Origin of the sequence: Myxococcus sp. CA051A (assembly GCF_013336705.1) — a bacterium.
GTDB lineage: Bacteria > Myxococcota > Myxococcia > Myxococcales > Myxococcaceae > Myxococcus > Myxococcus llanfairpwllgwyngyllgogerychwyrndrobwllllantysiliogogogochensis.
In genome coordinates this window covers 564295-590957 of sequence record NZ_JABUMS010000006.1, presented here as the reverse complement: position 1 = coordinate 590957, position 26663 = coordinate 564295, and the positions used below count along the sequence as shown (strand labels likewise).

At 68.3% G+C, this 26663-nt stretch carries 22 protein-coding genes and 1 rRNA gene; 13 read left to right on the top strand and 10 right to left on the bottom strand.

Annotation, left to right across the window (positions count from 1 at the left end; genetic code table 11):
• The first annotated feature begins 3 nt into the window (after positions 1-3).
• A 5S ribosomal RNA gene (gene rrf, locus HUA74_RS20750) occupies positions 4-120 on the top strand.
• A gap of 164 nt (positions 121-284) precedes the next feature.
• Here the strand turns inward: rrf and HUA74_RS20745 are convergent.
• Positions 285-632: a zinc-binding dehydrogenase gene (locus HUA74_RS20745; protein ID WP_371817278.1), complete on the bottom strand. Its 348-nt coding sequence runs from the start codon at positions 630-632 to the stop codon at positions 285-287.
• A 609-nt stretch (positions 633-1241) separates the two neighbouring features.
• Between HUA74_RS20745 and HUA74_RS20740 the strand changes: the two genes are divergently transcribed.
• The 3 genes from HUA74_RS20740 to HUA74_RS20730 all read left to right on the top strand — a co-directional run bounded on the left by HUA74_RS20740 (position 1242) and on the right by HUA74_RS20730 (position 6850).
• Positions 1242-4133 (top strand): serine/threonine-protein kinase, encoded by a 2892-nt coding sequence (locus HUA74_RS20740; RefSeq protein WP_174455876.1) that lies wholly within the window; start codon positions 1242-1244, stop codon positions 4131-4133.
• A gap of 99 nt (positions 4134-4232) precedes the next feature.
• Positions 4233-5603, top strand: a complete 1371-nt coding sequence (locus tag HUA74_RS20735; RefSeq protein WP_174455875.1) for a KamA family radical SAM protein — start codon at positions 4233-4235, stop codon at positions 5601-5603.
• Between the two features lie 20 nt (positions 5604-5623).
• Entirely contained in the window at positions 5624-6850 is a 1227-nt protein-coding gene (locus HUA74_RS20730) for a KamA family radical SAM protein (protein WP_246137223.1), read from the top strand.
• A gap of 47 nt (positions 6851-6897) precedes the next feature.
• Here HUA74_RS20730 and HUA74_RS20725 read toward each other — a convergent pair whose 3' ends face one another.
• The 3 genes from HUA74_RS20725 to HUA74_RS20715 form a co-directional block, all read right to left on the bottom strand.
• Positions 6898-7611: a hypothetical protein gene (locus HUA74_RS20725; RefSeq protein ID WP_174455874.1), complete on the bottom strand. Its 714-nt coding sequence runs from the start codon at positions 7609-7611 to the stop codon at positions 6898-6900.
• 142 nt (positions 7612-7753) lie between these two features.
• Positions 7754-8089, bottom strand: coding sequence for a hypothetical protein (locus HUA74_RS20720; protein WP_174455873.1), 336 nt, complete (start codon positions 8087-8089; stop codon positions 7754-7756).
• A gap of 130 nt (positions 8090-8219) precedes the next feature.
• Positions 8220-8822, bottom strand: coding sequence for a hypothetical protein (locus HUA74_RS20715; protein WP_371817277.1), 603 nt, complete (start codon positions 8820-8822; stop codon positions 8220-8222).
• Between the two features lie 27 nt (positions 8823-8849).
• Here HUA74_RS20715 and HUA74_RS20710 point away from each other — a divergent pair, with 27 nt between their 5' ends.
• The 6 genes from HUA74_RS20710 to secF all read left to right on the top strand — a co-directional run bounded on the left by HUA74_RS20710 (position 8850) and on the right by secF (position 15790).
• Positions 8850-9962 (top strand): SpoIID/LytB domain-containing protein, encoded by a 1113-nt coding sequence (locus HUA74_RS20710; RefSeq protein ID WP_174455872.1) that lies wholly within the window; start codon positions 8850-8852, stop codon positions 9960-9962.
• Between the two features lie 60 nt (positions 9963-10022).
• Complete coding sequence (gene queA, locus HUA74_RS20705; RefSeq protein WP_174455871.1) at positions 10023-11108, top strand: tRNA preQ1(34) S-adenosylmethionine ribosyltransferase-isomerase QueA; 1086 nt, start codon at positions 10023-10025, stop codon at positions 11106-11108.
• 5 nt (positions 11109-11113) lie between these two features.
• The gene (gene tgt, locus HUA74_RS20700; RefSeq protein WP_141643231.1) at positions 11114-12322 is read left to right on the top strand and encodes a tRNA guanosine(34) transglycosylase Tgt; all 1209 of its coding nucleotides are present in this window, start codon (positions 11114-11116) and stop codon (positions 12320-12322) included.
• Between the two features lie 142 nt (positions 12323-12464).
• Positions 12465-12821: a preprotein translocase subunit YajC gene (yajC, locus tag HUA74_RS20695; protein ID WP_141643232.1), complete on the top strand. Its 357-nt coding sequence runs from the start codon at positions 12465-12467 to the stop codon at positions 12819-12821.
• A complete protein-coding gene (secD, locus tag HUA74_RS20690; RefSeq protein ID WP_174455870.1) occupies positions 12822-14594 on the top strand; it encodes a protein translocase subunit SecD in 1773 nt (590 codons plus the stop codon). It abuts the gene before it with no gap.
• 26 nt (positions 14595-14620) lie between these two features.
• Positions 14621-15790 carry a protein translocase subunit SecF gene (gene secF / locus HUA74_RS20685; RefSeq protein WP_141643234.1) on the top strand — a complete coding sequence of 390 codons (1170 nt, stop codon included), beginning with the start codon at positions 14621-14623 and terminating at the stop codon, positions 15788-15790.
• 102 nt (positions 15791-15892) lie between these two features.
• On the opposite strand, the gene HUA74_RS20680 is transcribed toward secF, so the two are convergent.
• A complete protein-coding gene (locus tag HUA74_RS20680; protein ID WP_174455869.1) occupies positions 15893-16492 on the bottom strand; it encodes an outer membrane beta-barrel protein in 600 nt (199 codons plus the stop codon).
• 226 nt (positions 16493-16718) lie between these two features.
• Here HUA74_RS20680 and recJ point away from each other — a divergent pair, with 226 nt between their 5' ends.
• A complete protein-coding gene (gene recJ, locus HUA74_RS20675; protein ID WP_174455868.1) occupies positions 16719-18431 on the top strand; it encodes a single-stranded-DNA-specific exonuclease RecJ in 1713 nt (570 codons plus the stop codon).
• 55 nt (positions 18432-18486) lie between these two features.
• On the opposite strand, the gene HUA74_RS20670 is transcribed toward recJ, so the two are convergent.
• The 4 genes from HUA74_RS20670 to HUA74_RS20655 all read right to left on the bottom strand — a co-directional run bounded on the left by HUA74_RS20670 (position 18487) and on the right by HUA74_RS20655 (position 22103).
• Positions 18487-18732, bottom strand: coding sequence for a YHS domain-containing protein (locus tag HUA74_RS20670; RefSeq protein ID WP_141643237.1), 246 nt, complete (start codon positions 18730-18732; stop codon positions 18487-18489).
• A 180-nt stretch (positions 18733-18912) separates the two neighbouring features.
• Positions 18913-19695 (bottom strand): hypothetical protein, encoded by a 783-nt coding sequence (locus HUA74_RS20665; RefSeq protein ID WP_141643238.1) that lies wholly within the window; start codon positions 19693-19695, stop codon positions 18913-18915.
• The gene (locus HUA74_RS20660) at positions 19695-20984 is read right to left on the bottom strand and encodes a hypothetical protein (RefSeq protein WP_141643239.1); all 1290 of its coding nucleotides are present in this window, start codon (positions 20982-20984) and stop codon (positions 19695-19697) included. The genes HUA74_RS20665 and HUA74_RS20660 overlap by 1 nt, the downstream gene beginning before the upstream one ends.
• Before the next feature lie 24 nt (positions 20985-21008).
• Complete coding sequence (locus HUA74_RS20655; RefSeq protein ID WP_174455867.1) at positions 21009-22103, bottom strand: hypothetical protein; 1095 nt, start codon at positions 22101-22103, stop codon at positions 21009-21011.
• A 202-nt stretch (positions 22104-22305) separates the two neighbouring features.
• Here HUA74_RS20655 and aspS point away from each other — a divergent pair, with 202 nt between their 5' ends.
• Positions 22306-24123 (top strand): aspartate--tRNA ligase, encoded by a 1818-nt coding sequence (aspS, locus tag HUA74_RS20650; RefSeq protein WP_141643241.1) that lies wholly within the window; start codon positions 22306-22308, stop codon positions 24121-24123.
• Here aspS and HUA74_RS20645 read toward each other — a convergent pair whose 3' ends face one another.
• On the bottom strand, positions 24124-25527 hold the full coding sequence (locus HUA74_RS20645) for a PLP-dependent aminotransferase family protein (RefSeq protein WP_174455866.1): 1404 nt from the start codon (positions 25525-25527) through the stop codon (positions 24124-24126).
• Between the two features lie 134 nt (positions 25528-25661).
• Between HUA74_RS20645 and HUA74_RS20640 the strand changes: the two genes are divergently transcribed.
• On the top strand, positions 25662-26549 hold the full coding sequence (locus HUA74_RS20640) for a PhzF family phenazine biosynthesis protein (RefSeq protein WP_174455865.1): 888 nt from the start codon (positions 25662-25664) through the stop codon (positions 26547-26549).
• Positions 26550-26663: the final 114 nt, after the last annotated feature.

Below are 26663 nucleotides of genomic sequence, written 5' to 3'. Positions count from 1 at the left end.
TTTTCCGGTGGCTATGTCGGAGGGGTCACACCCGTTCCCATCCCGAACACGGAAGTTAAGCCCTCCAGAGCCGATGGTACTCCGCGGGAAACCGCGTGGGAGAGTAGGTCGCTGCCGGATTCTTTTTGAGAGAAGCCCTCGTCGCCTCGTGCGACGGGGGCTTTTCGCTTTTGTGCGTCTGGAGTTTCCGACGCCGTGGGGAGGCCCCGTGCCCGCTTCGGCCGCCAGGGCGCCCGCGGGCTTGCGGCCCGAGGCCCCCTCGAGGCCTGACGGCCCGCGCGGCTTCAGGGCACTCGCAGCACCACCTTGCCCACCGTCGCGCGCGACTCCAGTCGTTGGTGGGCTTGGGCGGCTTCCTCCAACCCCACCACCAGCCCCAGCTTCACGCGCAGCTGCCCTCCCGCCAGTGCGCTTCCCAGCGCCTCGCGCGCCCGCCGCTGCAGCGCGGCCGGGTGTGGCGTGCGCAGCCAGTACGCGCTGACTTTCAACGACTTCGCGTACAGCGTCTCCACTTCCACCGCCGCCGGGGGCCCGCTCGCGCTCCCGTACGCCACCAGATGCCCGAAGGCGGCCAGCGACTCCAGGCTGCTTGCCCATGTGCTGGCACCCACGGAGTCCAGCACCACCTCCACTCCATCTCTACCGGAGCTGGGGGCGGCTGGGATTGCGGTACGCGGCTATATCCACTGGCGTTGGGGCTTGGCGGCGCTTCCGTACGCAACGCCAGGTGCCTGGGAGGGCGCCGTGGCTGGCTCGATGATGCCTGCCGCACGCGTGCGCGGGCTCGGCTCTCACTGGCGCGGTCTCGAATCCGGCTCGTGGCTTCAAACCGCTCATCCACATGCTGGCTTCGCACGGGCCGGTGCGAACTCTCCTGTTCCACCTGCGCCGGAGTGCGTCGCTGGGTTCTACCCACGGATCCCAGGTGGCCTCGCGGGATGGTGGTCTGCTTCAGCGGCGCCGCAGGCGCTCCGGTTGTCGCTGAACACCGTGAACGACAGGGGGCGATGTAGGGCTTCACCTCGCGGCTTGGGGCATGGGTCGTCCGACATGTGACGCGCCGCCTCCTTCCCGCTCCTGCTTCCATGGGGCTCAGAAGCGTTCAAGCTCCCGAATTCCTTGAGGTTTCAGGGGTGTATGCGTGTTTGACTCGCTATGAAGGCTGCGACTAGAGTCCAGTCCTCCGCCCGGTCTGCGCTCCGCCTGCCGCGGTGCTCCCCGGCCCCGGACCGCTCCACGAGATGAAGAAGCCGACCCTTTTTGGGAAGTACCTGCTCCTCGAGCGCATCAACGTCGGCGGAATGGCCGAGGTGTTCATCGCGAAGGCCTTCGGCGTCGAGGGCTTCGAGCGCATCCTCGCCATCAAGAAGATCCTCCCCACGATGGCGGAGGACGAGGAATTCATCACGATGTTCATCGATGAGGCGCGGATCAGCGTTCAGCTGAACCACGCCAACGTCGTGCACATCCACGAGCTCGGGAAGCACGACGACACGTACTTCATCGCCATGGAGTACGTCGCGGGCCGCGACGTGCGGACCATGCTGGAGCGATACCGGCGGCGTAAGGAGATCATGCCCACCGCGCAGGCGGTGTTCATCGCCTCCAAGCTCTGTGACGGCCTGGACTACGCTCACCGGAAGAAGGACGCACGCGGGCAGGACCTGCACATCATCCACCGTGACGTGTCGCCTCAGAACGTCCTCATCTCCTATGAGGGCGAGGTCAAGGTCATCGACTTCGGCATCGCCAAGGCGGCCAACCGCTCGCAGAAGACGCAGGCCGGCATCCTCAAGGGCAAGTTCGGCTACATGAGCCCGGAGCAGGTCCGGGGCATGCCCATCGACCGGCGCAGCGACATCTTCGCCGTCGGCGTGCTGCTGTACGAGATGCTCACCGGTGAGAAGCTCTTCGTCGGCGAGTCGGACTTCTCCACGCTGGAGAAGGTGCGCAACGCGGACGTTCCGCTTCCTCGCGAGTTCAATCCGAACATCCCGCCGGGACTCGAGAAGGTCGTCCTCAAGGCGCTCGCGCGTGAGACCGAGGACCGCTACCAGTGGGGTTCGGATCTCGCCGAGGACCTGATGCGCTTCCTCCTCGCTGGGGATGCCATCTACTCGTCGAAGCACCTCTCCTCCTACATGAAGGAGGCCTTCGCCGAGGACATGCTCCGCGAGGCGGAGAAGATGGAGCGCTACGCGGGAATCGAGCGCCCGGATCAGATCGAAACCTCGGGCGTCACCGTTCCCCCCTCGCCGCCGCGCCAGAGCACGAGGCGCCCGCCGCCCGCGGTGGTGGTGACGGGTTCTCCCGCGGGCCGCGCGCCCACGGCACCGGCTCATCCCGCCCCGAATTACATTCCGCCCCCCACGGCCGAAGAGCTGGAGGAAATGGACGGCGGTGGCGCCGACAAGACGCAGATCGTCGACTCGACCCAGACCTTCATGTCCCCGGAGACGCGCGTCGCCGAGAGCAGCGTGCTGGTGGACGACAGCATCACGGGGCGTTCGGAGATTCCGACCCTCCAGGGCAGTGGCACCGCCTCGGCCTACCCGTCGCGGGAGCCGGAGCCCTCGGTGCGCAAGGGCAAGAGCGGACCCAAGTCCCAGGTCGTCATCACCAGCGAGGACGGTGAGGCCTACGCGGGTGCGACGATGATCGGCCCCGCGCCGACCGCCCCCCCCACGCGCTCGAAGGCCTCGGCGGAGCCGCCCGAAGAGACCACCGGCAACATCACCGTCTCGGCGAACGGGCGGAGCAATCGCGTTCCGCAGCGTGGCTCGTCACCCCAGCACCAGGATGCCGGGGGCTACGACGCACCCCAGGATGATGGGGGCTACGACACACACGACGGCTACGGCTCCGAGGACGGCGGGGGTTATCCCGACGACACGCAGGAGCGCGAGGAAGTCACCGGGACGCAGACGCCCGCGCCCGCGCCGAAGAAGGGCGCCAAGGCCACGGCCAAGCCCGTTCCTGTCGCGAAGCCCAAGACCAAGACCAAGTCCAGGCCCGCCGCGAAGGGCTCGCCCCTGCAGTCGCTGGCGAACCTTCCCAAGCCGGTGCTCTTTGGCTCCGCGGCCGGCATCGCCGTGGTGGTGCTGCTCCTGTTGGTCGTGTTGTTCGGCGGCCCTTCAGGGGAGCAGGTCACCTTCACCGTGCCGCAGGCCGGCGCCGTCGTCGAAGTGAATGGGCAGAGGGTCGAGCCCAACATGATGCTGGCCCTTCCGGCCGGCGACTACGAGGTCGTGGCCAGTGCTCCCGGGCACAAGCCCGAGAAGAAGTTCGTGACGGTGGTCGAAGGCCCACCCCTGGCTGTGTCCTTCAACCTGGTCCCGGAGGTCGTGGCGCAGGCTCCGCCGGAGGAGCCACCTGCGAGGCCCTCGGAGCCCGTGGCCAACCCGGGAGGCCAGGAGCGGCCTTCGGGCACCATCGTGGACCCGGGGCAGACGGGGACTCCAACGCCCCCCCAGAACCCGGATCCTCCGACCGCCGTCGTCGACGCTCAGCCTCCCGACACCGCTCCCGCCCCAGGCACGGAGACGCCCACTCCGCCTCCCACGCAGAAGCCTCCTCCCGCGAACCCTGTCGTGGAGAACAAGCCCGTGGAGCCTCCGCCGCCTGCGCCCAAGAAGCTCGCTGCTGTCTTCGAGGGTGAGAGCGGCGCGGAAATCGCCGTGAATGGAAAGAAGGTCGGACGCACCCCGGCCGCGCGGCTCGCCAACCTGGAAGTGGGGAAGACCTACCAGTTCACCGCGAAGCTGGCGGGCTACAAGACCTACTCCGGAGAGTTCCTGGCCGAGGGTGATGGCGGTGAGCTGACCATTTCCTTCGACCTCACCAAGGAGGAGAAGCGCGTCGAGACGGTGAAGCCTCCTCCCGCGCCTCCGACCCCGCCGAAGCCGAAGGCCACGGGAATGCTGGCTTGCAGCACGAAGCCCGCAGGCGCCGAAATCCTCGTCGACGGCAAGAAGACCGGCCGTCAGACGCCGGTGACGCTCGGAAGCCCCCTCGTGCTCCCAGTGGGCAAGAGGAAGATCTCCTTCAAGCTCAATGGCAAGACGACCAAGCCCGTCGTTGTCTCGATCTCCGAGAACAAGATCGAAAAGCTGGTCAACTTCGCCATCGAGTAGGGAGCGGGCATCGGGCGTCGTCGACGATTTGTTGAATGAAGTGGTGCTGGGCGCGGTATGACGCCCGGCCCGCGACGCTACATGCTGAGGTGATGCGCCATGCAATCGACGCCCATCCGGGGCAAGGCCGAGGCCGGTCCCGCGCAACAGCCGTTTTCTTATCCGCTCCGCCGTGAGTTCGTGGAACCCGACTGGCGGCGCATCCCCGGCTACAAGGACGTCACCCAAGCGGAGTGGGAAAGCTCCGTCTGGCAGCGCAAGCACACCGTCAAGAACCTGAAGGAGCTCAGGGCTACCCTGGGTGCGCTCCTTCCGGACGACCTGGCGGAGAGCCTCGAGCGGGATCAGCGCGAGCGCGCGACGATGTCCATCCTCGTCCCGCCGCAGATGCTCAACACGATGGACTACCAGGACCTGTGGAAGGATCCGGTGCGGCGCTACATGCTGCCCGCCTTCGCGGACCGCCTCACGGACTGGCCCAATCACCCGAAGGCCAGCCGTGACAGCCTTCACGAGCAGGACATGTGGGTCGTCGAAGGTCTGACGCACCGCTATCCGACGAAGGTGCTCGCGGAGATGCTGCCAACGTGTCCCCAGTACTGCGGGCACTGTACGCGCATGGACCTGGTGGGCAACGACGTCCCCCAGGTCAGCAAGCACAAGTTCTCCATCGGACCGAAGGACCGCTACGAGCAGATGCTCGAGTACCTGCGCCGCACGCCCACCGTGCGCGACGTGGTGGTCTCCGGCGGCGACATCGCGAACCTGCCCATCCAGCAGTTGGAGCCGTTCGTCAGCTCGCTGATGGACATTCCGAACATCCGAGACATCCGGCTGGCCAGCAAGGGGCTGATGGCCATTCCCCAGCACTTCCTCCAGGACTCGGTCCTCCAGGGATTGGACCGGCTGGCGAAGAAGGCCGTGGAGCGGGGCGTGGACCTGGCGATGCACACGCACGTCAACAACGCCGCGCAGCTCACGCCGCTGGTGGGCAAGGCCGTGCGCAAGCTGCTGGACATGGGCTTCCGTGATGTCCGCAACCAGGGCGTGCTGCTGCGAGGCATCAACGACAGCGCGCAATCGCTGCTCGAGCTGTGCTTCACGCTGCTCGACCACGCGAAGATCCTGCCGTACTACTTCTACATGTGCGACATGATCCCCAACAGCGAGCACTGGCGGCTCTCCGTGGATCAGGCGCAGCGGCTCCAGCACGACATCATGGGCTACATGCCCGGCTTCGCGACGCCGCGCATCGTCTGTGACGTGCCCTTCGTGGGCAAACGCTGGGTCCATCAAATCGCCGAGTATGACCGCACGCGCGGCATCTCCTTCTGGACCAAGAACTACCGGACGGGCATCGAGGCGAATGACCCCGAGGCGCTCGACCGGAAGTACGAGTACTTCGACCCCATCGACTCCCTGCCCGAAGAGGGCCAGGCGTGGTGGCGGGAGCAGACCCGGGCGGCGTGATGGACACCTCCGCGGTTGCGATGAATGGGGCGGCGGACTCCCTCACCGAGCGCTCCTCGCTCAGTGACGCGGGGCGCCGTCGCCTGTTTCCCCAGGCCACGGATGCGGAGTGGGGCGACTGGCGCTGGCATCAGCGCCACGCGGTGCGCGGGCTGGAGCAGCTCGAGCGCTTCATCCCATTGACCGCCGATGAACGCGCGGGCGTCCAGGAGACGTCCTCGCTGTTCCGCATTGGCATCAGCCCGTACTACCTGTCGCTCATCGACCCGGAGCATCCGTTCTGCCCGGTCCGCATGCAGTCCATTCCCGTGCGGGCCGAGGCTCGCGTACGCCCCGGCGAGCTGGAGGATCCGCTCGGTGAGGACAAGACGCGGCCAGAGGAGTGCATTGTCCACAAGTATCCAGACCGGGTGCTGTTCCTGGCGCTGGATACGTGCTCGGTCTACTGCCGGCACTGCACGCGAAGGCGCATCACCCAGGGCGGCGTGGCGGAGCTGTCCAAGGACCAGATGCGCCGTGGCATCGACTACATCCGGCGCCACCCCGAGGTGCGTGACGTCCTCATCTCCGGCGGGGATCCATTCCTGCTCAGCGAGCAGCGCCTGGAAGAGCTGCTCGCGCCGTTGAGCGAGATTCCCCACGTGGAGATGATTCGCATTGGCACGCGTGTGCCAGTGGTTCTGCCCATGCGCGTCACCGATGCGCTGGCGAGCACGCTGCGACGCCATGCGCCCGTCTTCGTCGTCACGCACTTCAATCACCCGAAGGAAGTGACTCCCGAGGCGCGCGAGGCGTGCGAGCGACTGGTGGACCACGGCGTGCCCGTGGAGAACCAGGCTGTGCTGATGCGGCAGCTCAACTCGGACGCTCGCATCATCAAGGAGCTGTCCCACCTGCTGCTGCGCAGCCGCGTGCGGCCGTACTACCTGCACCAGATGGACGTGGCCGAAGGCTGTGAGCACCTGCGCACGCCCATCGCCAAGGGGCTGGAGATCATCCAGCAGCTTCGTGGTCACACCACTGGACTCGCCGTGCCGCACCTCGCGGTGGATTTGCCCGGCGGCGGCGGCAAGGTGACGCTCCAGCCGGATTACGTCGTCGAGCGGGGCGAACGAGAGACCGTGTTCCGCAACTACAAGGGCGAGCGCTACGCCTACCCGGAGCCGGAAGAGACCGACTGCTCGTGCCCGTATGACGAGACCTGGCGTGCTCGTGCCCAGGAGTACGGCTACCTGCGGAAGGGCTGAGCGTCAGCGGCTCCCGGCAAGCGTGCTTCCGGGAGCGGACGACTTCGTCAGTCGTCGTTCGAGCTCCTTCTCTTCTTCGCCGCCTTCTTCTTCACCTTGGGCGACTGTGAGCTGGCGCGGCGCGCGGCCTTCTTCGAAGGCTTGTCGTCCCCACCGCCCATGATCTCCACGGGCACCTGATCCTCATTCGCGGCAGCGGCCTGGGCTGCCACCGCGCCCTCCGCGTTCGCGCCCTCGCCACCCTCGGCCCCCGCGCCACCTTCGGCTCCCTCTTCGTCCTCGACGGGAATGCCAATCTCGACGACGGGATTGTCGCCCTCGGTGGACTCCAGCTCGACGGGGTTGTCGTTGCTGAAGCCTTGCTGAATGGTGACTTCCTTCTCCTCGGCGGGCTTCGCCGCGGCCTGCTTCGCCGACTTGGCTTGCTCTTCCAGCCGCTGCCCCTCGGCCTTCGCCCGCTCGTTGCCCTCGGGGCCCATCTTCGCGGTGAAGCGGTCGTACTCCTTCGCGGTGACGCCGTGCTTCTCCAACACCGACGAGGTGGCCGCGGACTGCTTCTGGATGGCTTGTCCGCGCTCCTCGTTGCTCATCTCCGAGGACTTGCGATTGCCGAACTCGTCGTCGACCTTCTTCATCGCCGCCGCTTCGTCTCGGCGGATGTGAGCCACCTTCTCGGGGGTCAGCTCGCCCCCTTCGTCCGCTCCGGCGATGCCCGGAAGGACCAACAGGGCTGCCATGAGCATGGAAATGGGACGGGACATGACGCGGCTCCTCGACGGTGGAAACGCGCGTATCTAAGCACGGTCCGCCGTCGGTGCGCATCGGTCGCGTTCCGTCCACTTCCCCCGGCGAGGACTGTCGCTGAATCCGGTGATTCCCCCCGCGAGCCCGTCGTCGGCCCGGTCAGCCGTTCTGGCAACTCGTGCAGCTGTCCCTCGCGCTGGAGCACTGCTCGCGGCCCTGTGCGCAGCGAGGAGGGAGATCATCCCGGTCCGGGTTCCGGTCCACCAGGGAGCACTGCTCCTCGGCCACGCCGCAGGTCTGGTTGGCCACCTCGCAGCGGTCCTGGCACGACAGGTCATCCTGGGCCGCGCGTGCCCTTAGTTCTTCGAGCCTCGCGGATGCACCGTCGATGGCCGCGTCGTCGTCACCGGCGACGCGTGTGTCCACGTTCTTCGAGCAACCCACGAGGAGGCAGGTGACCACGAGCAGCGGGAGGCCGACGGAGGGGGCTCGCATGGGCCTCCCTTATTCGCGCGGACAGCACTTCGTCCAGCAAGGGCATCCGCGAGTGTCGGACGTTTGTCGGGACACAGTGGACTCACTGTTGTGGGTGACGCGCGACACTTGCTGGACGCGGCCGCGCCCGTCACCCGGCGTCAGGCGCCAACTGTTGTTGGGGCGGAGGGCGCGGGCGGCGGGGCGGCTCTTCCGGACGCGACAGGTACAGGTATGCAGTCAGGGCCAGGAGGGCCGCGACAGCCAGCCTCCGCATCCAGTCCTCGCGCTGCCGAACTGGCGAGGCCTGGTCTTCCCGCGTCGCGGCTTCCAGGCCCGCGGCCACCTCGGCGCTCACGGCGCGCACCCGACGGCAGACCTCTACCACCGGCACCAGTCCCGCGGGCACCGGCGCGTCCTCCCGCTCCAACGCCACCGCGAGCATCCGCGCCCAGGCCGCTTCCTCCTCGCCCTCCGTCGGCTCCCTCGCTGCCGTGCCCGTCCTCATCGCCAGCAACACCGAGGCTCGCAGCAAGCGCACCGAAAGGGCCTGATCCGACACCCCGTAGAAGCTCGCGCAGTCCTCCAGGGAGGCCCCCGAGACGAGCCGGCGCCTCAGCAGGGCGGCGGGACGGGGCTCCAGCCCCCTGAGGGCCTGGACGAAGGAGGAGGGGGGCAGACGGGAAATGGGCGGCTCGGAAGGTGTCACGGCCGCGCCATCCTCTCCCATCCTCTGGCCGTTTTCTTGAGGCACGTGGCCACGCTCCTACACTCCCAGGCCATGTTGCGACCTGTTGCACTGCTCCTGCTCCTGCTCGCTCCCCTGCGTTCACTCGCGGTGGAGACCCTGCGCATCGCCATCGAGGACACGGGAGTGGAGGTGCGCATCAGCGGGCGCGGACTCGGATTCGGCGTGGACAGCGAGGAAGCCACCTTCGTGCCCATCCCCTCCGATGTCGCCACCATTCGTCGGAAGGCAGGCCGGCTCGAGGTCAACGGGGCACCCGTCATCGGAGACTCCGTGCGCTTCCGCGCGGGTCTGAGCCCCTCCGCCGACGCGGGGAGCGCTCCGGGTGAACAGCCGCTCAAGGCCGGCAGCGCCCAGGTGCGTGGTGATGTCGTCGTGCGGCCATTCCGCGAGGGGCTCCAGCTCATCAACGTCATCTCCCTCGAGGACTACCTCGCCGCAGTGCTCGGCAGCGAGATGCCGGTCTCCTTCCCACCCGAGGCCCTCAAGGCCCAGGCCATCGCCGCGCGCACCTATGCCCTCCAGAAGAAACTGGAGAGCTATAGCAACGCGTTTCACCTTGGCAGCAGCGTGCTCCATCAGGTGTATGGCGGCGTCAACCGCGAGGACCCCCGCACCCGCGCCGCCGTCGACGCCACCCGAGGGCAGGTGCTCACCTACGAGCTCGCCCCCATCGAGGCCTACTTCCACGCCTCCTGTGGCGGTCGCACCGAGTCCGGACAGGACGCCCTCCACCGCGACTTGCCCTACCTCCAGCCCGTCGACTGTCCGTGCGGACGGCTGCCCGCGAGCCGCTGGTCCGCCTCCATGTCGGACACCGAAATCAAGGCCGCCCTCAAGCGCCCCGCCCAGGGCATGAAGGTGTCCGCGCGCACGCCCACCCGCCGTGTCACCCGCATCACCATGGGCGATGGCAGCACGGTGGACGGCGTGGAGCTCCGCCGCAGGCTCGGCTACACGCGCCTCAAGAGTCTCGACTTCGAGGTGGAGCGAACCGACCACGGCTATGTGTTCTCCGGTCGCGGCTATGGCCACGGGGCCGGGCTCTGCCAGTGGGGCGCCAAGGCGCTCGCCGACAAGGGCAGGGGGTACCTGGAAATCCTCACCCACTACTACCCCGGGGCCGAGCTCCAACAGCTCTACTGACGTCCCCTTCGTCGGCGCGCTTTCCGCGGCGGCGCGGGGGCTGCTACAAGCGCCAACCCCGTGTCGTCCCGCCTCTCAGACTACGACTTCGAACTCCCCGAGTCCCAGATCGCCCAGGCGCCGCTCGCCCAGCGCGACGCCTCGCGACTGATGCTCGTCCGCCGCTCCACCGGCGAAGTGAGCCACCGCCAGTTCTCCGATGTGCTGGAGCTCCTGCGCCCCGGTGACCTGCTCGTCCTCAACGACGCCCGCGTCATCCCCGCGCGCCTGCTGGGTCAGAAGGCGGGCACCGGCGGACGCGTGGAGCTGCTCGTGGTGCGGCCCGCCGCCTCCACGCTGACGTCGGCCGCGCTCGATGGCGCTCCCGAGTCGCTCGACTGGCTCTGTCTCGGTCAGGCCTCCAAGGGCCTCAAGCCCCCCCAGCGCCTCACGTTCGCCGGCGGCCTGGAGGCGGAGGTGCTGGAGGTGCTCGGAGGAGGGGAGTACCGCGTGCGCTTCCACGCGCCCCCGGGGGCCTCGCTGGCCTCGTTGCTCGACGCCGCCGGTCGCCTGCCGCTGCCGCCCTACATCACCCGCGAGCCCGATGCCGCGGACGCCGAGCGGTACCAGACGGTGTACGCGCGCGCCTCCGGCGCCGTGGCCGCGCCCACCGCCGGCCTGCACTTCACGCAGGACACCCTGGACGCGCTGGCGGCCAAGGGCGTGCGCCGCGCACTGGTGACACTGGACGTGGGGCCGGGGACCTTCTTGCCGGTGCGCGAGGAGGAGCTCGACAAGCACCACATGCACCCGGAGCGCTTCACCGTCCCCGAGGCCACCGCGCGCGAAGTGAACGCGGCGCGAGCGGAGGGCCGGCGCGTCGTCGCCGTGGGCACCACCGTGGTGCGCACGCTGGAGTCCGCGACGGACCCGGCCACGGGCCTGCTGCGCGAGGGACCTGGCGAGACGACGCTCTTCATCCGCCCGGGCTTCACCTTCCGCCAGGTGGACGCGCTCCTCACGAACTTCCACCTGCCGCGCTCCACGCTGGTGGTGCTCGTCAGCGCGCTCCTGGGGCGCGAGCGCACGCTGGCCGCATACGCGGAGGCGGTGCGTGCGGGTTATCGATTCTTCAGCTACGGCGACGCCATGCTGGTGTCGGAGTGAGTGCCATGAGTGAGCAGGACGCGGGAGTACGGGAGACGGCGCGCGAGAAGGGCGACACGCGGGTGGCACCGGGCCTGGTGCGCTTCGATTTGCTCCACGAGGACGCCTCTGGAACGAAGGCCCGCCGCGGGCGGCTGAACACCCCGCACGGCCCCATCGAGACGCCCATCTTCATGCCCGTGGGCACCGTGGGCAGCGTCAAGGGCGTGGGGCCGGATGACCTGCTCGCGCTCGACGCGCAAATCATCCTCGGCAACACCTACCACCTCATGCTGCGCCCCGGCGAAGCGCTGATGCGGGAGATGGGCGGCCTGCACCAGTTCGTCTCCTGGAACCGGCCCATGCTCACCGACAGCGGCGGCTTCCAGGTCTTCAGCCTGTCGGAGAAGCGCAAAATCACCGAGGAGGGCGCCGCCTTCCAGTCCCACCTCGACGGCGCGCGTCACTTCCTCACCCCCGAGCGCTCCATCGAAATCCAGGAGACGCTCGGCGCCGACGTCATCATGGCCTTCGACGAGTGCCCTCCCTCCACCGAGGACCGCCCGTACCTGGAAAATTCCCTCGCACGCACCACGCGGTGGCTGCACCGCTGCGTGAAGGCGTGGAACCGGGAAGGCCGCTCGTCCCTCTTCGGCATCGTCCAGGGCGGCCTCCACGAGGACCTGCGCAAGCGCCACGCGGAGGAGGTGTGCGCGGTGGACCTGCCAGGGTACGCGCTGGGGGGGTACTCCGTGGGCGAGGCTCCCGAGGCGATGCACGCGGGCGTGGCCTACGCGGCGCCGCTCCTGCCTCGCGACAAGCCGCGTTACCTCATGGGTGTGGGCACCCCCGTGGACCTGGTCACCTGCGTGGAGCACGGGGTGGACATGTTCGATTGCGTGCTGCCGACCCGTTGTGCGCGCAACGGCCTGCTCTTCACCTCGGAGGGCAAGCTCACCATCCGCAATGCGGCATTCGCCAGGGACCCCAGGCCGGTCGACCCGGCGTGCTCCTGCTACACCTGCCGCAACTTCAGCAGGGCGTACCTCCGGCACCTCTTCGCCGCGGGCGAAATCCTCGCGATGCGCCTCAACACCCTGCACAACCTCCACTACTTCCTCGGGCTGATGGCGGATGTGCGCAAGGCCATCGCCGAGGACCGATATGCCGCTTTCGCGCGGGAGTTCCGGGAGAGGGCTCGGGCCCAGGAGGCCGAACGGACCCGTGGTCGCTGAGCGACCGGATGGAATCCCGAGTTCCCGCGTTCACTTGCTCACATGGGGACCCCTTGCTAAGAGGGCCCCCTTTCAGGATGGGTCCTTCGGGTAGTGTGGGGGGTCCCCCATCCCAAGCCTTCCTCAACCGACGAGGCAGTCTGTGGCTGAGAGCTTTTTGATGCTGGCGCAGGCCGGGGGCGGGACCAACCCGCTGAACACCCTGGCTCTGCTCGTGGGACTGGTGGCGATCATGTACTTCGTCATGATCCGCCCTCAGCAAAAGCAGATGAAGGAGCACCGCACGCTGCTCACTTCGCTCAAGAAGGGCGATGAAGTGGTCACCTCGGGCGGCATGCTCGGGAAGATCCACCTCGTCGAAGAGCGGACCGTGACGGTGGAAGTCGCCAGTGGCGTGCGCATCCGCATCCTGAAGACGTCCATCAGTGCCAAGGGCACGGTGGCTGAGGGGCCCGCGCAGGCGGCGCCCGCCGAAGAGAAGAAGAAGGAGGAGAAGTAAATGGACCGCGGCTGGTGGTGGAAGTTTGGACTGATTGTCGCGGTGACGCTGGGGACCATCTGGTTCCTGATTCCGTCGTACTACTCGCTGGTGGTCATGGACCGTGCCCAGCGCAATGACCTGGCGGCGCTGCAAGCGCGGCTTCCCGCCTGGGCGCCTCCCGCGAAGTACCGGCTCAATCTGGGCCTGGACCTTCAGGGCGGCATCCACATGGTCATGCGCGTGGACACCAAGACGGCGCTCCAGAAGCGGACCGAGCGCCGGGGCCAGCAGATCGCCACGTACGTCGCCGACAAGAAGCTCGGCGAGGTCACGGCGGAGACGGATCCAGAGAAGCTCCAGCTCACCTTGACCGCGAAGGACCCGGCGACCATGGACGCCATCGAGAAGGACGTCCTGGCGACCTTCGGGGACTTCAAGCGGGTCAACCGCGATGGCGCGACGCTGGTGCTGTCGCCCGACGAATCCCAGGTGAATCGCTTCCGTGAGGAAGCGGTCGACCAGGCGATGCTCGTCATCCGCCGCCGCATCGACAAGTGGGGCGTCGCCGAAGTCGACGTGCGCAAGCTCGGCACCGACTCCATCCAGATTTCGCTGCCCGGCCGCAGCAACCCGGAGCAGGCCAAGGAACTGGTCGGCACCACCGCGCAGCTCGAGTTCCGGATGGTGGACGACACCAACCCGCAGTTCTTCGCGCAGCTGTTCCAGTCCAACCCGCCTCCGGCCGGCAGCGACATCACCGTGTCGGAAGAGGGTGGCTTCCCGCAGCTGCAGAGCGCCTCGCGTGACGCGCTCCTGAAGTACACCGAGGGCAAGGTTCCGGAGAACCGCCAGGTCGTCACCGAGTGCATCGCGAACCCGCTGAAGAAGAATGAGTGCTCGTCCTACCGGACGTACCTGCTGGACAAGGTCGTGCCGCTGACGGGCGAGAGCCTGGCGGGCGCCGACGCGTCGGTGAACCAGATGAACGAGCCGGAGGTGAACATCGCCTTCGACCCGGCGGGCGCGCGCGAGTTCGAGAAGCTGACCGAGGCGGGCGTGGGCCGTCGCATGGCCATCGTGCTGGACGACAACGTCCACACGGCGCCGAACATCAACGAGAAGATCGGCGGAGGCCGTGCCCGCATCACCATGGGTCGCATGGGGGCTCGCTCCCACGACGAGTGGCTGGGCGAGGCGCAGACGCTGGCGCTGGTGCTCAAGGCGGGCGCGCTGCCCGCGCCGGTGACGGTGGGTGAGATTCGTCAGGTGGGCGCGAGCCTGGGTGACGAGCTCATCAAGAAGGGCGGCCTCGCGGTGCTGGTCGGCCTGGGGCTCGTGCTCCTCTTCATGGGTCTGTACTACCGCAAGGCGGGGCTCATCGCGGACGTCGCGCTGCTCTTGAATGGTCTGCTCATCCTGGCGGGCCTGGCGTTCTTCAACGCGACGCTGACCTTGCCGGGCATCGCCGGATTCGTGCTGACGTTGGGCGTCGCGGTGGATGCCAACGTGCTCATCAACGAGCGCATCCGTGAGGAGTTGAGTCACGGCAAGACGGCCAAGGCGGCCGTGGACCAGGGCTATGACCGCGCCTTCTGGACCATCTTCGATGCGCACGTGACGGCGCTCATCGCCGGCTTCATCCTGTTCTTCACGGGCACCGGACCGATTCGGGGCTTCGCCACCACGCTCATCGTGGGGCTGTTGGCCTCGCTGTTCACGTCCATCGTGGTGACTCGCGTCATCATGACCTACTTCGTCCACGGCCGTAACGCGCAGTCGGTGTCGGTCTGAGACCGGCGGGAGCCCGGTAAACTGCCATGCAGATCCTCAAGAACAAGACGAACATCGACTTCATCGGCAAGCGCAAGCCGGCCATCTTCATCTCCACCCTCGTCAACCTCGCCATCCTGGTGGGCATCGCCACGGTGGGGTTCAACTACGGCGTGGACTTCGCCGGCGGCACGGTGGTGGAGCTGAAGTTCGACCACTCCATCAGCGCGGCGGAAGTGCGTGAGCGCGCCCAGAAGGGCGGCCTGCACGACGTGAGCGTGCAGAACATCGGCGGCGCCTCGGAGAACGCCTTCCTGCTTCGCATGGGCGGCGTCACCCAGCTCAACGAAGAGAACGCCGCGAAGGCCAAGACGGCCATCGAGGCCCTGGGCACCGTCCGCAATGTCTACTCGGACCTCGCCAACGGCATCATCAACTTCCGCTCGGCCACCCCGCTGACTGCGGAGCTCATCAAGAGCGCGGTGGAGGGGTCTGGCACTGGCGTGCAGGAGGTCCGTGTCCTGGGCGAGTCCCAGGGCGGCACCGGCGTCGACTACCAGGTCGTCGCCAGCGGCATGGCGGACAAGGTGAACTCCGCGCTCAAGGCGGGCCTGGAGAAGCCGGACTTCGAGCAGCGCCGCGTGGACTACGTGGGCCCGCAGGTGGGCAAGCAGCTGCGCAACCGCGGCGTCATGGCGCTGCTGTACTCGATGGTGGCCATCCTCATCTACGTGGCGTTCCGGTTCGACTTCAAGTTCGGCCCGGGCGCGCTGCTCGCCATGCTCCACGACGTCATCATGGTGGCGGGCTACTACCTGGTGAGCCGCCGCGAGTTCAACCTCACGGCCATCGCCGCGCTGCTGACCATCGTCGGCTACTCGGTGAACGACACCATCGTCATCTACGACCGCATCCGCGAGGACATGGCCAAGTACAAGGGCAAGCCGCTGGCGGAGGTCATCAACATCGCCATCAACGACACGCTCGGCCGCACCATCCTCACGTCCGGCACGACGGCGCTGTCGCTCATCGGTCTGCTCATCTTCGGCGTGGGCGAAATCTTCGACTTCGCCATGGCGATGCTCGTAGGCATCCTCGTCGGCACCTACTCCTCCGTGTACATCGCCAGCCCGCTCACCATCTGGCTGGACGAGCGCGCGGCGGCGAAGGAAGGCCGTCACGGCGACGGCATGAAGCAGGAGCCGAAGGCGGCGTGACGTACCCCGCCTGACTCCCGCTCGCGGGAGCCGAACGCGACGAGGGCCCTGGTCTCCCACGTGGAGGCAGGGCCCTTGTTGTTTTTCAGGCGGGTGCGCGTGTCAGAAGCGCGCGCCCAGCGTCACCGAGGCGTCGAGCAGGCCGCCGTCGGTGTCCTCGTCCAGCGCGTCATTCGCGAAGCCGTTGTCGAGCAGCACGCGCCAGGTGGCGCGGACGCCCGCTGTCAGCGCTCCGCTGTTGAACTCCACGCCCGCGGCCAGCGGCACTTCTTCCATGGTGTCGGAGTCGTAGAGGCCGCCGCCGATGCCGCGCACGTCCACATACGAGAGGCCGAAGCCCGCGCCCACGAAGGGCCGCACCGCCGTGAGGAAGGGCGGGGAGACCTTCACCAGCGCGCTGCCGCCCTGCCGGACGATGGAGGGGCCGTCATCCAGCAGCCGGATGTCGTCGATGCCGTTCTGCGAACCCTCGTAGCCGAGCTCGAACCCGATGAACGTGGTGGGCTGCACGTTGAGTGTGAGACCCCATGCCGGACCGGTGTTCGTGAGATCTCCCAGGTTGCCCGTGTAATCGCCCAGGCCGCCCTTGAGGAACACGTTGACGTCGCCTCGCTTGCCCGGCTTGCGTTCTTGCGCGGAAGCCGTGCCAGCGGCGAGCAGCGCGAGCGCCAGCGCGCCGACCTGGATACCCTTTGCAGCCATGCGGTCCTCCCTGTCAGGTGGTGTGCAATCAAGCTGTGCACCGGGTGGCCGACGCGCTCCCCACCGGCAGACGACAGGGCAAGCGCACGCCTGAACGCCTGAGCAGGAAGGGAAATGTCGTGCCCAAGGTTGGACTTTCCTCGTCAGACGTCTGAGGTACTGTCGGACTGTCAAGATTTCGTCCCGGCCACGGAGGAGTCCCGGTGGCCGAGGAGGGGAGCTGCGAGTGCGGTGGTTGCTTCCAGACGTGGTCGAGGAGGAGGTGGGGTCGCTCGCTGGGGAGCTGTCGCTCCATCCGCTCGCGGCGAGGGTGCTGCTGCACCGCGGTTACCGGACGCCTGAGTCCGCCTCCGCGTTCCTGTCGGACCGTCTGGCGGACCTGCCAGACCCCTTCCGGATGAAGGGCATGGTGGCGGGCGTGGAGCGGCTGGTGCGTGCACTGCACCGGCGCGAGAAGGTGACGCTGTACGGCGACTATGACGTGGATGGGGTGTGCTCCACGTCGCTGATGTTCCTGTTCCTGAAGGAACTGGGCGTGCCGCCGGCCACGTACATCCCCCACCGGCTGGACGAGGGCTACGGCCTCAACATGTCCGCGGTGGAGCGCATCGCCGCGGATGGCACGCGGGTGCTGGTGACACTGGATTGCGGCATCACCTCCGTGGCGGAGATCACCCGCGCGAAGGAGCTGGGGCTGGACGTCATCGTGGTGGACCACCACACGGTTCCTCCCACACTGCCTCCCGCCGTCGCGGTGCTCAACCCGCATCAGCCCGGCTGCGAGTACCCCACCAAGGCCCTGTGCGCCGCGGGCGTGGCCTTCAACCTCTGCATGGGCCTGCGCAAGCGGCTGCGCGACGATGGCTACTTCGCCACCCGCAAGGAGCCCAACCTTCGCGCCATGATGGACCTGGTGGCGATGGCCACCGTCGCGGATGTGGTGCCCCTCACCGGCGCCAACCGCATCCTGGTGACGCACGGCCTCCAGGAACTCACGGCCGCCCGCCGTCCGGGGGTGCGCGCGCTGAAGGAAGCCGCGGGCATGGACCCGGACACGACCATCACCGCGGGCCAGGTGGGCTTCCGCCTGGGGCCTCGCATCAACGCCGCGGGACGGCTGCATGACGCGTCCCTGGGACTCCAGCTGCTCTGTTCGGAGTCCTTGGAGTCGGCGCGCTCACTGGCCTCGGTTCTGGACCGGGCCAACGCGGAGCGGCAGGGAATCGAGAGCGGCATCCTCACGCAGGCGCTGGCCCAGGCCGAGGAGCGCAAGGACGCGCGCGGCTTCGTGCTCTTCGACGAGGGCTGGCACCCGGGCGTCATCGGCATCGTCGCCTCGCGCGTGGTGGAGCGCTACCACCGGCCCACCGTCATGGTGGGAGTGAAGGACGGGGTGGGGAAGGGCTCGGCGCGCAGCATCGAGGCCTTCCACCTCTACGACGCGCTCAGCGGGTGCTCGGAGCTGCTCACGAAGTTCGGCGGCCACAAGCACGCCGCCGGCCTCACCATCGACGCGGACAAGCTGCCCGCGCTGCGCGAGGCGTTCGAGAAGATCGCCTGGCAGCGCCTCACCCCCGAGGACCTCATTCCCCGCTGCCGCGTGGACGCGGTGGTGAGCGCCCGGGAGCTGGATGCGACGGCCGTGGAGGCCCTCCAGCGCCTCGGTCCCTTCGGCCAGGGCAATCCCGAGCCGGTGCTGGTGCTGCGCCATCAGGTGGCCCGCTCGCGCGTGCTGCCGGCCAAGGCGGCGGGTGGCAGCGGTCACCTCAAGCTGGCGCTGGCGGACGCACCGGAGCTGGACGCCATCGGCTTCGGCATGGCGGACCGCGTGAGGATGGTGGATGGCCCGGTGGACCTGGCCTTCCAGGCGGGCTTCGACACCTTCCGAGGTCAGCGAAAGCTGTCGCTGCGCCTCAAGGACGTGCGCGTCGCCGCGTAATCTGTTCGTCAGTGAGTGAGGGCCCGCGGTGGTTCATCCGCGGGCCCCGGAAGTCCTACGCCAGTCCCCAGCGCACCCGGCCCGGAGTCATCAGCGCGCCGACGCGGGCCAGCTCGTTGAGACGGAAGCGCTCGGCTTGTCGCTCGAAGGCATGGCGGCACCGTTCCGAGCAGAAGAAGTAACGGCGCTTCTTGTACTCCGAGGATGGCTGGCCATCCGGTGTCTCCAACTGCTTGCCGCACACCGGGTCCCAATGCTTGCCCTGGCCTTGGCCCTGTCCCTGCCCCTGCACGCCCTTCATGCCTCGCCTCCCCGCCCTGGGGCCCCACGCCCATTCCCGACGGTGGCTACAAGCAGGGCATATGCCAACCCCCAACTCCCCGGAATGCCGAGGAGCGGAGGGCCGCACGAAGGGCCGGAAGCGGAAAAACTTCCACCCGTTCACGCTCCTTGCGGGGAAGGAGCGGTCGGGAAGTGTTCTTCAGAAGGTGGCGCCGACGCTGCCACCCAGGAAGAAGTCGTTCATGTAGCCCCGGCGGTAGCCCATGGCCTCCAGGCGGAAGGACAGCCGGAAGTTGCTGCTGCTGGACAGTCGGGGACGGCCCCGGAGGCCCACGCCGTACTGGAGGAGGGGCTTGAGGCCATTCACCTTCGTCTCGTTGGCGTCCACGGTGATGGAGGTCGTCTGGTAGGCGACGCCGCCACCCACCTGGCCGAAGAAGCCGAAGTCGGACTTGCCGAACTTGAACTCGTAGGCCGGGGCGATGGTGAAGTAGTGCTGGCTGGTGCTGCCGCGAATGAAGTCGGTGCCGTCGCTGCTGTTGCCGTACGTCCAGCGCAGGTCCGCCCAGAGGTTCTCGCGAAAGGGCTCGAGGTCGAACGTGCGGCCGAACTCCCACGTGGTGCGCACGCCCAGGCCCAGCACGGTGTCGGCGAAGCGGCCCCGGGGGCTCTCCAGGAGGAGCGCGCCGGCGAGGAGCTCCACGCCCACGCCCAGGTTGGGGTCGTCCAGGCCGGCGAGCTCCTTGAAGTCGCCTTCCTCGCCCTCCTGCTCTGACGCGTTCCGGAACTCGTCGGCCTGGTCCACGTTGCGACGGCGGCGCTCGGCGGCCTCCTCCTCTTCAATCTGCTCCTGGCTGGGGCCCGGCTCGTCCTCGGGATAGGCGTACGGGTCGTCGTCATCCTGTGCGAAGGCGGGGGGCGCTACGAGCAGGCCGCCGACGAGGCAGCGGGTGAGCCAGTTCTTCACGGTGGCGGTCCTCATCAGTCGGCGCTCAGTCGGGGGCAGGTGGTACCGCCAGCGGCGCTGGCCGGGCAGAGGTTGGGATTCGTGGTGCCCACGAGCAGATCGCGGGGAATCTGCAGGTGGTCCATCAGCTCGTTGCAGACGGCTTCCTTCAGCCGCAGGTCCGTGATGTGGCTGATGATGGCGCTCGACGCCACGGCCAGCGTGAAGTTCGTCTGGTCGGAGGTGTACTGCTGGGTGAGCTGGAGCAGGCCGGGCGTCGCCGTCGAGGTGTCGCTGTAGCCGGTGACGATGGAGCGCAGCAGGATGTCGCGCTGCCCGGTGGCCTCGCCGGCCTGGTACAGCGCGCTGGCGAGCAGCGTGCCCACCCGGTACTCCTTGCCGCTGAACTCGCTCAGGCTGTTGTTCCGGATGCTGTCGCGCAGGGACGCGTCCATGCAGCGGTCCGTCTTCGCCAGGTCCCGGTCGGCTGGGATGGAGCCGTACTCGGGGCCCTCGAAGGACGAGGAGAGGAAGCGGGTGTCGCAGCCGTTCTTGGAGCGGCAGGTGGCGCCGTATGCGTGCAGGTCCGCGAGCCCCTCGTCGAACGCCTTGAGGATGTTGGCGCCCGGGCTGGGGCCCCCGGTGCTGGCCCACGCGGTGAGGGCCGCGGGGAAGGCCTGCCCGGCGTACACCTTCAGGTTGAAGATGCGGTGCGAGTACTCGTGGGTGATGACGCCGGCGTTGATGGCCAGGGGCGCGCGCTGGAGCTCATCGAAGGGCAGCACGAGGAAGGACTCCATCGCCGAGAAATACAGGGCGTTGTCCTTCAGCGAGTCGCGGCTGACGTCGGTGATGGTGAAGTCTGGGAAGTAGTACGTCTTGACGGGCTTCTTGAAGTCGGCCGTCGGGATGTTGGTGACGTCGTGGAAGTAATCGAAGGCGCGCTCGAGGTTGTAATACGTCGTCACCATGTTCCAGGTGTGGAAGTCCGCCGGCCAGAGGACGTCATCCTGGGAGATGTAGCTGGCGGTGACGTCGCGGCCTTCGCCCTTGAGCAGGGCGTTGGCGAAGGCCTCGGGCGTGGTGGCGGTGGCGAGGTCCTGGTCGTTGGAGTCGTAGACGATGCGCGCGCCGCCGTGCAGGTCGGCGACGCTGCCGCTGAGACCGACGACGTCGGCGACCGTCTTGAGTTCGACCTCCTCGGGGACGTACTGCCCATTGCTGGAGAGCACCAGGGCGCGAATCTTGACCGGGGCGCTCGTGTCGGGCGCACAGCCGGCGGCCAGGCCCAGCACGGCGGTGGTGGCGATGACTGTTCGGAGCATGGGGGCCGTTTTACTCCGGTCCGCTCAGAACGTGTATTCCCCCCCGAGCGTCACCAGGCCGGAATGGACCGGGGAGGGGGTTTCCGGGTCCGCCGCCCCCTCCGGGTGGTCCTGCTGGAGCGCCACGCTGGCCCACACCCTCAGTGGCGTCCCCAGTCGCACCGTCCACCGGGTGGCCAGCAGGTGGGACCACCCCTCGCCCGAGACGTAGCGGGTGAAGGCGTAGGAGAGCTGTCCCCGCACGTCCCGTCCGGGCTTCCAGGTGACGGAGGGCCTGACGTCGAAGCGCGCGGGCGCGGTGGGGATGCCCGCGGTGGCGTTGACGTCCGCCATGCGTCGGGCCAGGACGGTGCCCAGGTCCCTGTTGACGCGGGCCTGGTAGCGGCGCAGGGCCCGGCGCGTCTCGACGGCGTTCTCCACGCGGCGCGCCATCGCCGCCTGTTCCTCCTCGGTGAACTGGCCGGCGGAGAGCGGGTCCTCGCTGTAGAGGGAGAGGCTGCCGCGCGCGCCCAGCTCCCAGCGCGTTCCCAGGAGAAGCCGGAGGCCCAGCCCCGGCCGCGCGGCCCACAGGGTGTCCTCGCGGGTGTAGCGCGTGGTGTTGCCCTGGATGTGGGTGACGAGCAGCGCCCGGCTCAGCGGGTGGCGGGTGAGGGCGAGGCTCGCGTCGGCGCCCGACTCCACGTCGGAGAGGCCCGCCGAGTCGTAGGCCACCGACAGGAGCGCGCCCTGGCTGGCGTAGCCGGTGCTGGCGTCGACGGCGGGAAGGCGGCGCGCGGGTCGCTCGGGGATGAGCTCGACGCGGGTGGACTTGGGCAGGCCCGTGCTGACGATGGCGGACAGGAGCCAGTGCTCGCCCAGCACCTGGTCGGCGCCCAGGCTGAGCTGGTGGGTGAGGGCGGTGCCCGCTTCGGGGCGGGCGCCCGTGTAGCCGAGCGTGAGGAACGTGGCCCCGTCGCGCAGCTCCACGTCGCCCAGGAGGCTCCAGGCGCGGAAGTCCTTGCCGACGGTGGTCTCCACGCTGACGGTGGTGTCACCGGACTCCGCGCGGGCGGTGAGCAGGGGGGCGAGCAGTCCGAGCAGGACGCAGGCGTGGCGAAGAGGGCCCGAGGGCCTGGGCATGCGCGTGCTGGGCTCCCCCTTCATGAGAAGGCCAACACGGAAGGCGGCGGGAAGTTGCACTCGGGTGGGGCGGACGTCAGGAAGCCCTCCACGAGTCGACCGTTTGAGAGCAGTCAGCACGGCGCGGACTCCTTGACGCACCGTTTCCACGGTCCCTATGGTGCCGCGCCTTTTCCTTCTACGAACCACGCAGGCGGTCTCCATGGCGGTCCCGTTCATCTCCGAGGTCAAGCGTACCCACACGTGCGGTCAGCTCACCGCGACCAATGTTGGCGAGGAGGTCGTCCTCTTCGGCTGGGTGCACAATCGTCGAGACCACGGCGGCGCGGTCTTCATCGACTTGCGGGACAGGGACGGGTTGACGCAGGTGGTGTTCGAGCCGGACCACGCCGAAGCGCATGGGTTGGCGGGCAGCCTTCGGTTGGAGTTCTGCATCGGCGTGCGCGGCAAGGTCGTGTCGCGTGGCAAGAACGTGAACCCGAAGATGAAGACCGGGGAGATCGAAATCAAGGCGACCGATCTCACCATCTTCAATCGCTCCGAGCCAACCCCGTTCCCCATCGAGGACTCGATTGACACCTCGGAGGAGAAGCGGCTGGCGCATCGCTATCTGGACCTGCGCCGGGCGCCGCTCCAGAAGTCGCTGATGACGCGCTCGAAGATGCACTCGCTGACGCGCGCGTACATGGTGGACCACGGCTTCCTGGATCTGGAGACGCCGTTCATGGGCAAGTACACGCCCGGCGGCGCGCGCAACTTCCTGGTCCCCAGCCGCATGAACGCGGGCAAGTTCTACGCGCTGGCGGAGAGCCCTCAGCTCTACAAGCAGCTCTTCATGGTCGCGGGCTTCGACCGGTACTTCCAGATCGTGAAGTGCTTCCGTGACGAGGACCTGCGCGTGGACCGGCAGCCTGAGTTCACGCAGATCGACGTGGAGATGAGCTTCGTCAGCCAGGACGACATCTTCACCATCATCGAGGGGCTCATCAAGAAGCTGTGGGGCGAGGTGCTCGGCATCGACGTGCCCACGCCCTTCGCGCGGATGGACTTCTACGAGTCCATGGCGAAGTACGGCAACGACAAGCCAGACCTGCGCTTCGGGTTGGAGCACACGGTGCTCACGGACCTGATTCGCGAGCACGGTGACGCGGGCGGCGTGCCGATGATGTTCGAGGCGGTGCAGAACAAGGGCATCGTCAAGGCGATGGTCGTCCCCGCGGAGAAGGCGATGAGCCGCGCCGAGAGCGACAAGCTGGAGGAGTTCGCCAAGCAGGCCGGTGCGAAGGGCCTGGCGCGCGCGAAGGTGGCCGAGGGCGGCGAGTGGACGCAGTCCCCGCTGTCCAAGACGATTACCCCGGCGCTGCGCGCGGCCATCAACCAGGCGGTGGGCGCGAAGACGGGCGACCTCATCCTGTTCCAGTTCGGCAAGGAGTCGCTGGTCCACACGGTGATGGCGAACCTGCGCGTGCACGTCGCCAAGAAGCTCGGGCTGATTCCTGAGTACGGCAGCGGTGGCCAGTGGAAGTTCCTGTGGGTGGTGAACCCGCCGCTGTTCGAGCACGACGAGGACTCCAACACCTGGGTGGCGGCGCACCACGCCTTCACGCGTCCGCATGACGAGGACGTGCCGTTCCTGCTCAGCGACCCGGGCCGGGTGAAGTGCCACCGCTACGACGTGGTGCTCAACGGCTTCGAGATTGGTGGCGGCTCCATCCGTCTGCATGACCCGAAGGTCCAGGCGGAGGTCTTCAAGGCGCTGGGCATCGGCGAGGAGGAGGCGCAGACGAAGTTCGGCTTCCTGCTGGACGCGCTCAAGTTCGGCGCGCCTCCGCACGGTGGCATCGCCCTGGGCATGGACCGGCTCGCCTTCCTGCTGACGGGCGCCGAGTCCCTGCGCGACGTGATTCCGTTCCCCAAGACGAAGACGGGCACGGACCTGATGACGGGCGCCCCTGGCGACGTGGACGACAAGCAGCTGCGCGAGCTGCATGTCCGTCCGGTGCCGCCCCCGCAGAAGTAGTCAGACGATGGAGGCGAGGGGCTCCGGCCCCCCCTCCAGTGTCTCTCGCAGTCGATGCAGGCCCTTCTCCAGCGAGGCGCGGGTGCGTGGGGTTCCCAGGCACACGCGCACCGCCGCTGGAGCGGTGGCCGGGCCCACGGTGAACAGCTCGGCGGGCATGACGAGCACGCCGCGCCGCCGGGCCTGAGAGGTGAACGCCTCCGCGCGCCAGGTCGAGGGAAGCTTCAGCCACAGGTGGTACGTGGTGGCCTTGCCTGGACGTGGCATCAAGTCCCCGAGCACGTCCTTCGCCAGCTCCAGTCGCTCGTGCGCTTCGCGGCGTCGGCGCACCACCAGCTCGTCGGCGGTGCCATCACGCACCCAGCGCGCGGTGATGTCGGCCGTGAGCGCGGGAGTCATCCGCGCGGCGAGGGCTGCTTCCTCCGCCAGTCGCTCGGTGGTCGGTCCCGCTGGCGCCGCGAGGTAGCCGATGCGCAGCCCCGGGGCGAGCAGCTTGGAGACGCCGGCGATGAACCAGCCGGACTCCGGCAGGAGCGTGCAGAGCGGTGGGGGACGCTTGTCGAGCAGCAGGCCGTAGGCGTCGTCTTCCACCACCGTGAGGCCGTGTCGTCGGGCCACCGTGGCGATGCGGCGACGGCGCTCCTCGGGCATGACGGCGCCGGTGGGGTTCTGGAGATTGGGCAGGCAGAAGAGGACCTTCGCGCCGGTGCGGCACGCGGTCTCCAGCGCGTCTGGGATGAGGCCGTGTTCATCCATGGCCACGCCGTGCAGTCGCAGGTGGAGGCGGTTCGCGAGCACCTTGAGGCCGGGGTAGGTGAGGGCCTCGCAGAGCACCGTGTCACCGGGGCGCGTGAGGGTGCTGAGGGCCACTTCCATCGCGTGCTGACCGCCGGAGCACACCATGACTCGCGAGGGTTCGACTTCCAGGCCGAAGCGGGACATCCACTCGGCGCCGGCCTCGCGGTGTGCGGGGTTTCCCGCGGGGGGTTGGTAGTCGAGCAGCTCCGCGAGGCGAGGCGAGCGTTCCAGGGCGTCCAGCGACTTCTTCAGCGCGGAGCCGGCCGGGTCTCCGGGGGGCGTGGCTGGCCAGTTGAGGCCCAGGTCCACGAGCGAGTCGTCGCCCGAGTCCTGTACAGGGGGCGGGAGCTGTCGAGGGGCATCCCGGTGGCGCACGAAGGTGCCTCGACCGACTTCGCCGCCGATGAGGCCCCGACGCTCGGCCTCCGCGTAGGCACGCGTCACCGTGCCCACCGTGACACCCACCTTCTCCGCCAGCTCACGGTGCGTGGGCAGGCGGGTTCCGGCGGCGAGGCGCCCTTCCTCGATGTCCGCTCCGAGCGCATCCGCGAGGATTCGATACAGCGGCCCCTCTCGGCCCCGGAGGTTGGGCGTCCAGATTGTCATGGTGACAATGCATACAGTTGACGGGCGCCTCCGCGCAATGCATCGATTGTGTCGATTCTTGAGCTGGATTGTATCGGTACACTCGAAGGACGGTTCGGGCCCTGGCCCGGTTCCGTGGATGGGAGACGCACGCCATGCAGGTGACCATCGTCGATGCCTTCACGCAGACCGCTGGGGCTGGCAATCGCGCGGGAGTGGTGCTGGACGCCGCGGGGCTGAGTGTGGAGGCCATGCAGCGCATCGCGGCCGCGGTGGGGGCTTCGGAGACGGCGTTCGTCGTCTCAGGCCCCACGGCGCAGGGCGTGCGGCTGCGCTACTTCACTCCCACGGTTGAGATTGATTTCTGCGGCCACGCCACGGTGGCATCGTTCCACCTGATGGCGGAGCGGGGGCTCGTGCCTCGCTCGGGAGCGCTCAAGTTGGAGTGCGCGGCGGGCGTCCTCGACGTGGAGCTGGAGGTAACGAGCACGCGAGGGAGTCGGGCGTGGATTGTCACCCCTCGGCATCCGTGGCTGGAGACGCCGGTTCCGCTGGCGCAGGTGCTCGCGCTCGTGGGCGGGACGGTGGACATGGTGGATGGCTCGCTGCCCGTGCGGCGCAATGCGCACCGGGTGATGGTGCCGTTCCGACGAAGAGAGGACGTGTGGGAGCTGGCGCCTCGCTCGGTCGCGTTGGACACACTGCTGCGGCCCCATGGCGTGAGCGGCGTGTACTTCTTCACGCGCGAGACGCTGGAGGCGGGCAGCGTGGCACACTCGCGATACTTCGTGCCCGGCATGGGCGTGGCGGAAGACCCCGTGACGGGCTCGGCGGCCGGGCCGCTCGGCATGTACCTGGCGATGCACGGCGTGCTGCCGCTGCCGGCGGAGGGTGGCACGGTGCGCGCTCGCATCGAGCAGGGGGATGCCATTGGCAAGCCTGGGCGCATCGAGGTGGAGGTCACCGGCCGTGCCGGGCAGCCCGAGCGGGCGCGCATCGGCGGAGTGGCGGTGACGGTCCTCGACGGCACGCTGCACGTGTAGACCGGCCTACGGTCCCCGGGTGGCGCCTTCCATGGACCCGCCACCCGGAACGGGGCCCCACCGTGCGGTGCGTCAGCGGTGCGCGGGGTGGCGGGAGACCTGGACGACCCTGGA

What these genes read in the sequence shown, in the direction of transcription:
- HUA74_RS20740 (WP_174455876.1), top strand. Translation starts at nt 1,242, where the DNA reads ATGAAGAAGCCGACCCTTTTTGGGAAGTACCTGCTCCTCGAGCGCATC.
- HUA74_RS20735 (WP_174455875.1), top strand. Translation starts at nt 4,233, where the DNA reads ATGCAATCGACGCCCATCCGGGGCAAGGCCGAGGCCGGTCCCGCGCAA.
- HUA74_RS20730 (WP_246137223.1), top strand. Translation starts at nt 5,624, where the DNA reads ATGAATGGGGCGGCGGACTCCCTCACCGAGCGCTCCTCGCTCAGTGAC.
- HUA74_RS20725 (WP_174455874.1), bottom strand. Translation starts at nt 7,611, where the DNA reads ATGTCCCGTCCCATTTCCATGCTCATGGCAGCCCTGTTGGTCCTTCCG.
- HUA74_RS20720 (WP_174455873.1), bottom strand. Translation starts at nt 8,089, where the DNA reads ATGCGAGCCCCCTCCGTCGGCCTCCCGCTGCTCGTGGTCACCTGCCTC.
- HUA74_RS20710 (WP_174455872.1), top strand. Translation starts at nt 8,850, where the DNA reads ATGTTGCGACCTGTTGCACTGCTCCTGCTCCTGCTCGCTCCCCTGCGT.
- tgt (WP_141643231.1), top strand. Translation starts at nt 11,114, where the DNA reads ATGAGTGAGCAGGACGCGGGAGTACGGGAGACGGCGCGCGAGAAGGGC.
- secD (WP_174455870.1), top strand. Translation starts at nt 12,822, where the DNA reads ATGGACCGCGGCTGGTGGTGGAAGTTTGGACTGATTGTCGCGGTGACG.
- secF (WP_141643234.1), top strand. Translation starts at nt 14,621, where the DNA reads ATGCAGATCCTCAAGAACAAGACGAACATCGACTTCATCGGCAAGCGC.
- HUA74_RS20680 (WP_174455869.1), bottom strand. Translation starts at nt 16,492, where the DNA reads ATGGCTGCAAAGGGTATCCAGGTCGGCGCGCTGGCGCTCGCGCTGCTC.
- HUA74_RS20670 (WP_141643237.1), bottom strand. Translation starts at nt 18,732, where the DNA reads ATGAAGGGCGTGCAGGGGCAGGGACAGGGCCAAGGCCAGGGCAAGCAT.
- HUA74_RS20665 (WP_141643238.1), bottom strand. Translation starts at nt 19,695, where the DNA reads ATGAGGACCGCCACCGTGAAGAACTGGCTCACCCGCTGCCTCGTCGGC.
- HUA74_RS20660 (WP_141643239.1), bottom strand. Translation starts at nt 20,984, where the DNA reads ATGCTCCGAACAGTCATCGCCACCACCGCCGTGCTGGGCCTGGCCGCC.
- HUA74_RS20655 (WP_174455867.1), bottom strand. Translation starts at nt 22,103, where the DNA reads ATGCCCAGGCCCTCGGGCCCTCTTCGCCACGCCTGCGTCCTGCTCGGA.
- aspS (WP_141643241.1), top strand. Translation starts at nt 22,306, where the DNA reads ATGGCGGTCCCGTTCATCTCCGAGGTCAAGCGTACCCACACGTGCGGT.
- HUA74_RS20645 (WP_174455866.1), bottom strand. Translation starts at nt 25,527, where the DNA reads ATGACAATCTGGACGCCCAACCTCCGGGGCCGAGAGGGGCCGCTGTAT.
- HUA74_RS20640 (WP_174455865.1), top strand. Translation starts at nt 25,662, where the DNA reads ATGCAGGTGACCATCGTCGATGCCTTCACGCAGACCGCTGGGGCTGGC.